This is a genomic window from Psychrobacter maritimus (assembly GCF_029953575.1).
GTDB classification, from domain to species: Bacteria; Pseudomonadota; Gammaproteobacteria; order Pseudomonadales; family Moraxellaceae; genus Psychrobacter; species Psychrobacter maritimus.
On sequence record NZ_CP124526.1, the window covers coordinates 1,594,913 to 1,607,591 of the forward strand.

Consider the following 12,679-nt stretch of genomic DNA (forward strand, 5'->3'; position numbering starts at 1 on the left):
ATGACCCCAATTATCCCATTAGTTAACACCAAGCCGACCAAATTGGCATTACTTTTCAGTAGCAGCCTGTTAGCCCTCAGCATGACCGGTTGCGGTGGCGGCAGTGATGGTACAAGCAGTGACAGTAACGGCAATGTTGGTAATGGCGGTAACACGCCGCCTGTTAGCACTGCCAGCTTTAGCGAAACGGCCACTTGGCAAGTCACCAATCTAGCGCCTGAGGCCGCTACCTGTTATGACTTTGACGCCAAAGCTGAAAGCTCGTGTGCTGAAGATAAATGGGATATTAAGTTTGATAACCAAGCGCGTTCGGTTAAGCTTTGGTCAAATAGCGGTGATTCTGGCGCAGGTTTGGGCGGCGTTTTTGGTTTGATCGATTGGTCAGATCTGAGCCGTTATAGCAATGCAACTCAAGACCCTGATACCAAACGTGATATTACCATGCACTACAATGAAGACCGTAGTGGCGGTATATTTGATGCACAGCCTTGGTTTGAATACAATTTAAAAGGCAACCATCAGCTCTACCCGAACAATCGCGTCTATCTTGTTACCACAGATAATAGCAGCGCCATGACAGACAGCAGCGTACAGCAGCCTATTTATGCCATGCAGATTACCAATTATTATAATGAAACTGGTGCCTCTGGTCACCCTACTCTGCGCTGGATTGATACCGCGCTACCAAATAAGATACAGACTAGAACCATCGATGCCTCAAACAATGATAATTGGGTCTATTTTGATTTAACCACAGGGAAAAGTAGTAGCGATAAAAACAGCACTTGGCAGATCGGCTTTAAGCGTAATGATGTGGTTTTAAATGGTGGCGATTCTGCTATTGGCACTAAAAAAGGCAAAGTTGGTGGTTACCTCGCCGCCACGCCAGCCGGATATTATGATGCGCAAGGTAAACCGATTACCAGTCAATTTACCAGCGATGGTAGCGCGGCTACTTTAGCCGACCTTACCAACACCGCTGTATATGATAAACCGCTGAGTGCCAGAAGCTGGGTCATTGATAGTAAAGGCTCGGATCTCAATCCTGCTTATACGGGTAATTTCCCGAACCTAGACTTTGGCTGGTATACCTACAATGGCATGACGCATCAACTAAATGCCAAACCAGTTGACAGCGCACAAGGCGCGCTCATTAGATCTGCTGAAGGCAATAGCTATGCACGCGTGCGTTTGGATAAAATAAATTACCCTGATAGCTCAGCGACGACTGCGACCTCATGGGAATTTAAAATAGACATTCAGCCTGCTCCTTAATATTTTATTATTTCTGAAATCAAAGATGACAGTATCAATCCTGACTTAATTGGCAACTGTCTTTACCGCTACAAAATAAGGCACTTTATAAAATGGCAAAACCCGCTCAAAGAATACTGGATGTTATTTGTACCAAATACATCACGCCACATATGTGCCGCGTCACGCTTGGCGGCACAGGCTTGCTTGACTTTCCAACAGATCAAGAAAGCGCTTATATCAAACTCATATTTCATCAAGGCCATGGGACTCGACCACTAATGCGCACCTATACCATCAGTGGTCAACGTGAGGGTGAAATAGATATTGATTTTGCCTTGCACGACGCTGAAGGGCCTGCTTCAATGTGGGCACGTAACGCCCAAGTGGGTGAGCAAATATTGGTAGGCGGACCAGGACCAAAGAAGCTGATTAATAATGAGGCAGATTGGTTTTTATTGGTTGGTGATATGACAGCGCTACCAGCCATTACCGTCAATCTTGCCCAGCTACCTGCTGATGCCTGCGGCTATGCAGTCCTTGAGGTCACCAGTGAAGCGGATAAGCAACTACTCAAAAAACCAGACAACGTTGACATTCACTGGGTGATCAACTCACATCCAAATACCGAAAGCAGCCCATTACTGGAAAGGGTTAAAACGCTTACGTGGCTAGCAGGCCAGCCTGCTGTTTGGGCTGCTTGTGAATTCCATAGTATGCGTGTACTGCGCCATCACTTTAAAACATATTTTTCAATACCAAAAACGCATTTATACATATCCAGCTATTGGAAAGTCGATAGCACAGAAGACCAGCATAAAGTTGAGAAGCAGAAAGATGCAAAAAATCTAGCATAATATGCTATTTATACTCAAAAATTGAAGGTTGTACTAACAACAATTTGTGAGCTATGAGTATTAAGTTTCTGACGTGGTCATCAACTCATTCGCAGGCCAGATTATAATATCCTAGACGACGATTACTTTATTAACACGGGAATATAAATATAAATTTAGCCTCTAAATATTATTAGCAACTCAATTTTAATACTGGTGCAAAAGATTGCCAGAGGTATACATAATATAGTCTTCACAACCTTTTTTGTATTCTGTGCTTTACTCAGGTGAGGTTGTCAAAATTGAGGTCTGAACTAACGACCCTTGAATGGATAGATTGGTTTAAAAAACTTGTTTTCATAGTACAATTGGTTATGTTTTACCTTTTGAATTTGAGAAGCGGTATTATGATAATTTAACCCTGTCGGGCATTGCTGCATGATTTAAATAAACAGTCTCGTATATAGTCGGGGCGGTTCAATAGCGACTATTGCCTGCCGCAAAGTCTGGGCGCAAGAACTACAGGCGCAGTATGGTGTCAGTATTGCGGTTAGTTGTCAGGTCGTCTGTATCAGTAGAACGGCTTACTACTATAAACCTAAACTACCTGATGACCATGAAATTATTGATGTCTTAAATGAGCTAACCGACAAGCACAACCGTTGGGGTTTTCCAAAGTGTTTTAAGCGCATACGTAAGCTTGGCTATTCATGGAATCACAAGCGGGTTCATCGTGTCTATACAGCTTTGAACCTAAACCTAGGCCGTAAGACAAGAAGACGTCTACCAGCACGCAATCCACAGCCATTAAGTGTACCAAATGCATTAGGTCATATGTGGTCAATGGATTTTATGAGTGACAAGCTGCATAACAATATTCGCTTTCGCACTTTTAATGTGATTGATGACTACAACCGTGAGGTATTAGGCATTGATATTGGTACCAGCATCCCATCCTTGAGAGTGATTCGGTATCTCGAACAGTTGGCCCAGTGGCACGGTTATCCTAAGCAAATCCGTGTAGATAATGGCAGTGAGTTCACATCCAGTGTGTGTGCTGATTGGGCAGCGGCTCATAATATCTTTATAGACTACATCGAGCCTGGCTGTCCTTATCAGAATGCTTATATTGAACGGTTTAATCGCAGTTATCGTAACGAGGTTTTAGATTGCTACCTTTTTAATAATTTGAATGAGGTCAGTCAACTGACTGAGGATTGGATCAAGGTATATAACACTGAAAGACCACATGATTCACTTAATGATATGACACCTGCTGAGTATAGACAGGTGGCTTAATTATTCTATGATAGTGTTGTGTTAAAAATGGGGTATTTACAATAGCATTTGCCAAAGATCATGGCCACGAAATTGCTGCTTTCTATGGTGCAAATGCATCAGGGGCTATCTTGGTGCGACCTAAGCTTGCTTATGCAGCTGATTGAAGATGCTGATAAGGGCGATGTTAACTTAGTTGAGCAGATTAATCGCTGGTCAAAGACTGGCTTATGGGAGGATCCTTTTTTAGCTTTTGAGCAGAAATTGATACGGAATGGGTATTCATAGACGGAAGCTATGTTCGCTGTCATCAGCATGCAAGTGGAGCTAGGCTTGGTGAAGATCGAGCAATTGGACAAGGCTATGACTCAGAGGCTATCAGAGACAAAGCTCGAAGCCACAATATGATACTCGTCGTTCCTAAAAGAAAGAATGCCAAACAGCCTAATCCAGAGTTTGATAGCTATTTGTACAAGTTACGCCACTTAGTAGAGAATATGTTCGCTAGACTTAAGCATTTCCGCAGCATAGCTACTCGCTATGAGAAGTTGGCTCGTAACTTTAAGTCAATGCTTTATTTGGCTTGCACTATCATTCATTGCAAGGTGAATTGAGGACACGCCCTAGTAGGGTGTTAAAAAGTAAGCTAAAAATAATGTAAATAAGAGCTATTTTCGAATGAGATCATAAGATATAGTCACCAAACCCTCTAGAATAGCCTGTACTAGTGTTGAAATAAACCAAGTGTTACAGTAAGGCATTGATAACAAGTATGCAAAGGAAACCAAAATGAAACTCGCAGAAGCCCTACTTATTCGTAGCGATATGCAAAAAAAACTTGCTCAAATTAAAGGACGTATTCGTAGTAATGCTAAAGTTCAAGAAGGCGATACGCCAAATGAAGATCCAGGTCAGCTAATGATTGAGGCTAGTCAAGTCATTACTGAGCTATCTGCTTTGATTGAGCGTATTCACCGTACCAATGCAGTTGCTAAGACGGATAAAGATCAATCAATGCTGACGCTATTGGTCGAACGCGAGGCGTTGGAGATGCGCCACAAACTATTAATTGAAGCAATTGAAGCGACCGACACTGAGGCAGATCGTTATAGTCATCGTGAAATTAAATGGAATATTATGGTCTCAGTAGCTGGGTTACAAAAGCAAGCCGATGACCTGGCGATGAAACTACGCAAAATTAATATTGTCATTCAAGCCAATAACTGGCAAATTAACCTTGTTGAATAAGATTTGTAGACCACTAAATTTATAATTCTCTATTCGTTCAGTAATAAATGAATAGAACCCCCTATTGGAACCGATTGGGCGAGTGTCAGACCCCTTACCTACACAACAGGGGGTTGAAAACATACTGTAGTGTCTGTCATGCGTTGCGGGTAGACGCTTTTTTTACTACTTATGCCCCGAACACATCACAGCTCACAAGGTACTACTTAGACCTTACTACCAGATACTGACAGTCGGTTTCAATTTTACGTTTAATGCCTCTTGATACGCCGATTATCAAGAGCGTCATCTACGAGTACTACACATTTACCCAACTCAATATTCCCTGTTAAACTTATCTGATCCACGATTGACCTTTACTGTCAAATCCGTAGATATTAACTTGCGTGATTATCCTTTTTGATACACCACCCAATATCCTAGTGAGCTTGCCATAGAGGTTAGAAAGTGCCTAATCTACTCAAAATGTAGGCTGTGAGTTCATCGCCGTTATTATAATAAATCAAATTATTGACACCACTAGCATACGAGACCATCCCAGATTCTGTGTAACTGCCATTTAGATTAAATGCTTACTGATACGGTCATCAAACATAATCATAATGCGATTAAGAGCAGACGTCCAGTTACGGATCGGCATCGACCATTTTTTGGATGCCTGCTGGGTTGCTAGATAGACTACCTTGAATGCCGCCTGATCAGACGGGAACACCTTACGCTTATTCACTGCCGTACGAATCACGCTGTTTAGCGACTCAATAGCGTTGGTGGTATAAATCGCTTTTCTGATGTCTTTAGGGTAGTTAAAGAAAACCGTTAAGCTCTCCCAATTACTGCGCCAAGACTTGACCACATGCGGATACTTATCACCCCACTCTTCATCGAAATGCTCGAAATTGGCCTCTGCTATCTCGATGGTGTCCGCACCGTAGATGGCCGTTAAATCAGCCGCTATTGCCTTTTTATCCGTCCACGGTACGGCGGCACAAACTTCATCGAATAGCGAGGCCCACCACATATTAAATCAGGCTTGTCCGCAGCGATGCGGCAAGCCTTTTTTTATGGGGTTTTTAGAACTTTCAGAACATATAGGTAGATGGCGGACCATATAGAAATAGGGGATGTTGTCAATACTGCGGTTTTAATGGTAGTTTTTATTTATAGACAGTAGGTATCCTTACTCTATAATAAAATGAAAGCCAATGCTAATTCTGATTGAATAAGGGGATTTATGAAAATATTGCCGACATCATCCCTAAATGCATTGCTGACAAAAGCAGTAAAGATAGTAGAAACTACTGCGCTTAAACGTACCAATCAGCGCCATGTGCTGCATTATTTCTTAAAGGGATTGGGTAACCTACCAACGCCATTAATTGAGCAAATCAATCATTACCTAAAGGCTCCTACCGCTGAGCAGTACCCTCATGCTGATGCACATATGAGACTTATTATCGGTTTGAACCACAAGCTCAAGCCGCCTATACAAACCCCGCAATTAATACAGTTACGGAAAAAATTTGCAACCGAGATGGTCGCAATTCAATCTCCAAGCGTATGGCAGCAAATAAATGCTGATAACAACGCTAAAAACAAAAACCATAACGATAAAGAAAACGGCAATGCGGTGAGCTGGCAAGATAAGGTTATTGCCAACGCTGATGGTGCTGATATGGTTATTCGCTGTTATCAAGCAGAGTCTAACACCATTCAAAACCCTGAACGAAATGGCGATAACCCTGAAAAAAACTGTGATAATGTGGTGATGCTGTTTTTTCATGGGGGCGGATTCTGTGTCGGTGAGGTCAATACAGATCATGAATTTTGTCATGTCGTTTGTGCACAAACCAGCTGGGCAGTTGTCAGCGTTGACTACCGTCTAGCACCGGAATACCCTGCTCCCACCGCTATTAGAGACTGTCTTGAGGCTTATACTTGGTTAACTAAGCATGCTCATACCCTTGGCGCGTCGTCATCCCGTATCGTCTTAACGGGTGATAGCTCAGGCGGTGGTCTTGCGGCAGTGGTCGCGCAACAAGTGAGCAACGCCACTGTTGCACCATCCGCTGATAAACAGCAATATATGAATACGCTTGATCACTTCACAATCGATATTTTTCAACAATTGCAATATTTACCGCGTCCACTCGCACAACTATTGTTATATTCGATCACGGATATCGGAACCGACTATCCAAGCTGGAAATTGTATGGTCAAGGCTTAATGCTAACTTATAATGATGTTGAAGTGTTTCATGCGGCTTATTTACAAAATTGCGCCTTAACACAACCGCACGCACTTCTCTCGCCCATGGATGGTGATAACACAAAAATGTGTCCGAGCTATATCGTGGCTGCTGAATTGGATATTTTACATGACGAAGCACTGGTTTACGCCGCGCAGCTACAGGATTATGGTATCAACGTGCAGACTCATACCGTCCTTGGCGCACCCCATGGTTTTACGCATTTAATGAGTGTGCATCAAGGTCTTGGACACGAAACGAATCATCTTATCACTGAGCTTGCCATTTTTGTAGAGCAGATAATTGGCACAGAAACGAATACCATGACGTTGGCATAAAGATAATACGGAATAATGAAAAAGTTACCTAGGAGACTAGGCGTGTCTTCAATTGGATAAGGCATAAATAACAGTTACAATACCGCATCTACTGAGTCGATGCGAGAAATACAAGTTATGGCAAGAAAAGCATTAACAGATACACTTTGGGATCAATTGCAATCGACGATGATAAAGTACGGCTGCTATCAAACTCAAAACAGCCGAGAGATCATGGAAGCCATACTGTGGAAACTACGCACAGGGGCGCCTTGGCGTGACATACCTAAAGAATTGTGTTCTTGGAAAATAGCTTATAGTCGCTTTAATCGATGGTCGAAAACTGGCTTATGGGAGAATTTTTTTTTAGCTTACGCAAAGAAATTGATACGGAATGGGTATTCACAGACGGAAGCTATGTTCGCTGTCACCAGCATGCAAGTGGAGCTCGGCGTGGTGAAGATAGAGCAATTGGACGAAGCCGTGGCGGCGCAACTACAAAGATACACCTATCCTGTGATGCCGATGGATATCCGCTCAATTTTAAAATCACTGGGGGTGACGTCCACGACAGTCAAGTTGCAGGTGAATTGATTGACATGATTGGACAAGCTGATTACTTTATCGCTGATAAGGGCTATGATTCCCAAGCGATTAGGGATAAAGCTTACATGCATGACATGATCCCTGTAATCCCTAAAAGAAGCAATGCTAAAGCGCCTAATCCAGAGTTTGATAGCTACTTATACAAACTGCGTCATCTTGTTGAAAATATGTTTGCAAGGCTTAAGCACTTTCGTAGTATCGCTACTCGCTATGAGAAGTTAGCTCGTAATTTTAAGTCAATGCTCTATCTGGCGTGTACTATCATTCATTGTAAGATGAATTGAAGACACGCCCTAAAAAGCCCTCTACGTTATATAAAATAGCGAAGAGGGCTTTTACGATTTTAATGAATGAATAATTAATAACTATAAAGAAATGCAATTATGCTTGCTGATCTAACAGCTTTTTTTATGTTAAATTAATTCAGCGGCAACTGGTCAACCGTATTTATCAAATTCTGGCTAACGACCAATCAAGGTTACGTTGGTTAGTCTAAAGCCAGCTAGTTATCTATCATTTATCTATATACTTTCTAAAAACTAGAAAGAAGTACGGCGATAATTGCGATATTCAGGCAACCAGAAATTCGCTTTTAAGCGGCGCTGTAGGTTCTCCGCCGTGATAGGTAGTGCGAGCTTATCTTGAACCGCCTGCAGTGCCACTTCATAAGCTATTTTTTCACTGATCTCTTTAATAACTTTAATAGGCGGTAATATGGCACCGGGTGCTTTTTCGTACTCCATTGATATATCCGCAAGCGCTTGGCTTGCTGCCATCAACATATTATCGCTGATACCTGTCGCTCGCGCTGCTAGAACACCGAGACCGATACCAGGAAATATATAGCTGTTATTACATTGAGAGACCTCAAAAGACTGACCGTTAAAAGTGGTATTGGCAAAAGGGCTACCCGTTGCGATAATGGCGCGACCACGGCTCCAATTCGTCACTTCTTGCGGGGTGGCTTCCACACGAGACGTCGGGTTTGAAAGCGGTAGTACAATTGGGTTTTCAGTATTAGCACATAAAGATTCGATCACCTCTTGAGTAAACAGACCCTTTTGTCCGCTAACACCAAATAATACCGTTATTTTTGCTTGTTTAACCACTTGCGCTAAACCGAGCTTCTGACTTTTATCCCAATGTTCAATAGCCGATTGTTTTTGCACAAGTGGCTCTTGGAATTTTTGTAGTTCTGTCATGCTATCAGTGAGCAAGCCATAACGGTCAACCATAAATACTTGGCTACGAGCCTGCTCTTCCGTTAAGCCTTCGCGCTGCATTTGGCGAATGATATGCTCAGCAATACCGCAACCTGCCGATCCTGCACCTAAGAAGGCTATTTTTTGCTGACTTAGTTTCTGACCCTTATTTAGGCACGCTGCAATCAAAGCACCGACTGAAACCGCAGCAGTCCCTTGAATATCATCATTGAAACAGCATAACTGGTCACGATATCTGTTTAATAACGGGGTGGCGTTTCCCTGTGCAAAATCTTCAAATTGTAATAACACCTCTGGCCAACGACGCTTAACGGCTTGAATAAATAAATCGACAAATTCATTATATTCATCGCCAGAGATGCGTGGATTCCTCCAACCCATGTACATAGGATCGTCAAGTAGCTGTTGGTTATTGGTGCCAACATCTAGCAAAATAGGCAAACAATAAGCCGGGCTGATGCCACCACAAGCCGTGTACAAAGCCAATTTACCAATGGGAATGCCCATACCGCCAATACCTTGATCTCCTAGACCCAATATACGTTCGCCGTCAGTAACAACGATCACTTTGACATTTTGTTTGGTGGCATTTTGCAGCATATCATCAATTTTATGGCGCTCAGGATATGAGATAAACAAGCCCCGTTTACGGCGATAAATTTGCGAGAATTTTTCACACGCTTGACCAACCGTTGGGGTATAGATGAGCGGCATGACTTCCTCTATATGCTGCTCAATCAAATGATGAAATAGGGTTTCATTGGTATCTTGTATGTTGCGCAAGTAAATGTGCTTATCCATGTCACTAGTAAAGGAGCGCAGTTGATGATAAGCCCGCAGAGACTGCTCCTCAATCGTCTCAATGTTATGAGGTAATAGCCCTGTTAAATTAAAGCTATCACGTTCTTCTGATGAAAAAGCACTGCCTTTATTCAGTAAAGCGGTTTCTAATAGAGCGGGTCCGGCAATGGGAATATATAAGGGACGCTTGTTTGACATAATAAAATCTTCTTATTGACGTATGGGTGAAAACGATGCTAGTGCTGCATTATACATAGCATCAGCCTGTACTTAACAATAGATAACAAATCATTTTGACTGAACATGGCTCTAAACTTGATTACTTATACATTTGCCTAGAAATAATGTCGTTTTCTCTAGAGGTGGATGAAAGGAGTCGATGATCAAGTCAATATTGATAAAGCTGTTAACCCAAGAAATGAACGTTTCTTCAGAGGCTTAAAAATGCAGTGGATGCCAAAAGTATAATTGCTAAGATATTTCTAAATTCAGCAGAGGCATCAATGATTATATTCTGGGTTAATAGTAAAACGTGAGCCTATAGTAGAGCTAAACCTTGCGCTACATAAAATAGTGGCCAGTCTTATAAAACAAAAACCAGTCGTACTTAGATTTTCATCATACTTACGATTCCTAAGAGTTAAAATTCGATATACCTGTTCACCCTTCTATTACTGAGATGAAATTCTGTAATATGATACGAAAGGAAAACCTTGGTCACTATATTTTAAAATGCATCTTACGAAACTTAATAGGTGACATTCCAGTAAATTGCTTAAACTGCCGACTAAAAGCACTATGATCACCATAACCACAATTTAAAGAGATTTGCGTCACTGTGAGCTTATGGTCTGCCAAAAGACGAATAGCATGCTCTAAACGAAGTTTTTGTACAAACTGAATCGGCGACATATTAAGTACTGCCTTAAAAGTACGCTCTAGTTGTGATTGACTAAGATTCGCCAGCGTCGCTAAATGCACAATATGAATCTTTTGATCAATGTTGTTTCGTACATACTCCTCTACACTTGCCAAGCGAGCGTGCTTACGCAATATTCGCTCATTATCTTCATCGATATCGACCGATATGCCCACCATTGCTACAATACGCCGTTCTGTATTATATACCGGTAGCTTTTGCGTGATACACCACCCTAGCTGTCCAGAAGCATAGCTATGTAACTCCAGTCTATCAGTAATCTCCCTGCCCTCTTTCAGCACTTTCATATCCTGATTAAGGTAATCTTTGCCTTGAGGCTCTGAAAACACTTGCTCTGAAGTTAGCCCTACAAGTTCTTTTTTATCTTTGAGCCCACTACGTTTAATCAGTGTCCTACTTACTAATTGATAACAGGCTTGGCTGTCTTTCACAAAAAATACCGTGTTCGCCATAGTATCGAGCAAAGGTATTAATAATGATACGTTACCAACAAACTCCTGCAAGTTTTTTGGTCGATAAGCCTGTAGCTGTTTTGACAATCCATTTGTCGGCTCTCTTAACGATAGCATTTGCACATTTTCCATATAGCCTCTCTTGGGCTCTCCTGCTAAACCCTAAAAACATTTTAAAGAAACCTTATCACTATCTAAGCTCTGTACATAAATGCTTCATTAGAAAAATAAACTTTAAAATCATTTTACCCTGAGCTTCCCTAGAGCCTAATAACTATTTAGCACGTTAGGTTAATAACATATGACCTTTATACCGCTATATCGCTCTATAACCTATGCAGAAATGCGCATTTATTCATGGAAAAACAACAAGACCCCTTTTACGAAACGGGGCATTCTATATCTATGCACTACTTATTAATAATTAAGTGCTACGAACACACCTTAATTCATGGATGAATCGGGAAGTTAATTATGTCTGCCATACTTTTTAATTTTAAAATCATTGATTCGCACACTGGCGGTGAGCCTACTCGTATGGTGTACGAAGGCTTCCCAAACCTTAATGGGTATACCATTCAAGAAAAACTCCACGACTTTAAACAAAACTTTGATCATTTACGCCAAAGCATCATTCTAGAACCACGGGGCAACGATGTACTTGTTGGCGCTTTACTGTGTGAGCCCACTGACCCTCGCGCCAAGGCTGGCGTTATTTTCTTCAATAATTGTGGCTATTTAGGTATGTGTGGTCATGGCACTATCGGTGTCATTGCCTCACTTGCTTATCAGAAAAAGATTACTCCAGGCGAGCATTACCTTGAGACAACTGTTGGTTTGGTAAAAGCTACTCTGCATGAAGACGGCAGTTGTAGTGTACAAAATGTACCTTCTTATCGCTACCAAAAACAAGTCGCAGTTCAAGTCCCGAATATTGGCCCTGTGCATGGAGATATCGCTTGGGGCGGCAATTGGTTCTTTTTAGTGAGTGAACATCCTCAAGCCATCAAAGCGAGTAATGTCCAATCGCTTACCCAGTTTAGCTTACAAATCAAATCTGCACTTCATGAAGCTGGCATTACTGGCGCTAATAATGGCGAAATAGATCATATAGAGCTGTTTGGTCAGAGTGAGCTCGCCAGCGCCAATAGCAAAAGCTTCGTTTTATGCCCAGGTGCCGCTTATGACCGTTCTCCTTGTGGGACCGGTACCAGTGCCAAATTAGCTTGTTTGGCAGCGGATAAGCTATTAGCTCCTGGGCAGACTTGGGTTCAAGAAAGCGTTATCGGTAGTATATTTAGCGCCAGCTATCAACCTGCTGAAAGGCTTAGCGAAAATCAGTCCGTTTCTCACCCTTATCCTGACAATACTATCATCCCTACAATTCGTGGTTATGCTCATGTCTGCGCAGAGACCTCTCTAATTATCCAAGATAGCGACCCATTTAAATGGGGTATCTCTTTATAACGGCTTTGGTT

The 12,679-nt window shown here is 42.0% G+C and carries 9 protein-coding genes and 2 pseudogenes; 8 read left to right on the forward strand and 3 right to left on the reverse strand.

Annotation, left to right across the window (positions count from 1 at the left end; all coding sequences use genetic code 11):
* The 5 genes and pseudogenes from QJS82_RS06585 to QJS82_RS06605 all read left to right on the forward strand — a co-directional run bounded on the left by QJS82_RS06585 (nucleotide 1) and on the right by QJS82_RS06605 (nucleotide 4,616).
* A complete protein-coding gene (locus QJS82_RS06585; RefSeq protein WP_281489960.1) occupies nucleotides 1-1,275 on the forward strand; it encodes an HmuY family protein in 1,275 nt (424 codons plus the stop codon).
* 92 nt (nucleotides 1,276-1,367) lie between these two features.
* Entirely contained in the window at nucleotides 1,368-2,111 is a 744-nt protein-coding gene (locus tag QJS82_RS06590) for a siderophore-interacting protein (protein ID WP_281489961.1), read from the forward strand.
* Between the two features lie 468 nt (nucleotides 2,112-2,579).
* Nucleotides 2,580-3,389, forward strand: a complete 810-nt coding sequence (locus tag QJS82_RS06595) for an IS3 family transposase (RefSeq protein ID WP_227670438.1) — start codon at nucleotides 2,580-2,582, stop codon at nucleotides 3,387-3,389.
* Nucleotides 3,390-3,569: 180 nt separating this feature from the next.
* A pseudogene (locus tag QJS82_RS06600) lies at nucleotides 3,570-3,982 on the forward strand (transposase); the annotation flags it as partial.
* Nucleotides 3,983-4,157: 175 nt separating this feature from the next.
* Nucleotides 4,158-4,616 (forward strand): DIP1984 family protein, encoded by a 459-nt coding sequence (locus QJS82_RS06605; RefSeq protein WP_281489962.1) that lies wholly within the window; start codon nucleotides 4,158-4,160, stop codon nucleotides 4,614-4,616.
* A 559-nt stretch (nucleotides 4,617-5,175) separates the two neighbouring features.
* Here QJS82_RS06605 and QJS82_RS06610 read toward each other — a convergent pair.
* Nucleotides 5,176-5,595: pseudogene (locus QJS82_RS06610) on the reverse strand (transposase); the annotation flags it as partial.
* Between the two features lie 252 nt (nucleotides 5,596-5,847).
* Here QJS82_RS06610 and QJS82_RS06615 point away from each other — a divergent pair.
* Entirely contained in the window at nucleotides 5,848-7,200 is a 1,353-nt protein-coding gene (locus QJS82_RS06615) for an alpha/beta hydrolase (protein WP_281489963.1), read from the forward strand.
* 117 nt (nucleotides 7,201-7,317) lie between these two features.
* Nucleotides 7,318-8,069, forward strand: a protein-coding gene (locus tag QJS82_RS06620; RefSeq protein ID WP_281491687.1) for an IS5 family transposase whose coding sequence is annotated in 2 segments (ribosomal slippage) — nucleotides 7,318-7,525 and nucleotides 7,525-8,069 — 753 coding nt in all. Because the reading frame shifts where the segments join, the coding sequence is not laid out codon by codon here.
* Between the two features lie 255 nt (nucleotides 8,070-8,324).
* Here QJS82_RS06620 and QJS82_RS06625 read toward each other — a convergent pair.
* Nucleotides 8,325-10,007, reverse strand: coding sequence for an NAD-dependent malic enzyme (locus QJS82_RS06625; protein ID WP_281489964.1), 1,683 nt, complete (start codon nucleotides 10,005-10,007; stop codon nucleotides 8,325-8,327).
* Nucleotides 10,008-10,529: 522 nt separating this feature from the next.
* Entirely contained in the window at nucleotides 10,530-11,333 is an 804-nt protein-coding gene (locus QJS82_RS06630) for a helix-turn-helix domain-containing protein (protein ID WP_201629023.1), read from the reverse strand.
* A gap of 342 nt (nucleotides 11,334-11,675) precedes the next feature.
* On the opposite strand from QJS82_RS06630, the gene QJS82_RS06635 reads away from it, so the two are divergent.
* Nucleotides 11,676-12,668 carry a proline racemase family protein gene (locus tag QJS82_RS06635; protein ID WP_281489965.1) on the forward strand — a complete coding sequence of 331 codons (993 nt, stop codon included), beginning with the start codon at nucleotides 11,676-11,678 and terminating at the stop codon, nucleotides 12,666-12,668.
* Nucleotides 12,669-12,679 lie beyond the last annotated feature (11 nt).

Bases quoted from the DNA above. Each gene is read 5' to 3' on its own strand.
- QJS82_RS06605 (WP_281489962.1), top strand. From the start codon at position 4,158: ATGAAACTCGCAGAAGCCCTACTTATTCGTAGCGATATGCAAAAAAAA.
- QJS82_RS06630 (WP_201629023.1), bottom strand. From the start codon at position 11,333: ATGGAAAATGTGCAAATGCTATCGTTAAGAGAGCCGACAAATGGATTG.
- QJS82_RS06590 (WP_281489961.1), top strand. From the start codon at position 1,368: ATGGCAAAACCCGCTCAAAGAATACTGGATGTTATTTGTACCAAATAC.
- QJS82_RS06635 (WP_281489965.1), top strand. From the start codon at position 11,676: ATGTCTGCCATACTTTTTAATTTTAAAATCATTGATTCGCACACTGGC.
- QJS82_RS06625 (WP_281489964.1), bottom strand. From the start codon at position 10,007: ATGTCAAACAAGCGTCCCTTATATATTCCCATTGCCGGACCCGCTCTA.
- QJS82_RS06585 (WP_281489960.1), top strand. From the start codon at position 1: ATGACCCCAATTATCCCATTAGTTAACACCAAGCCGACCAAATTGGCA.
- QJS82_RS06615 (WP_281489963.1), top strand. From the start codon at position 5,848: ATGAAAATATTGCCGACATCATCCCTAAATGCATTGCTGACAAAAGCA.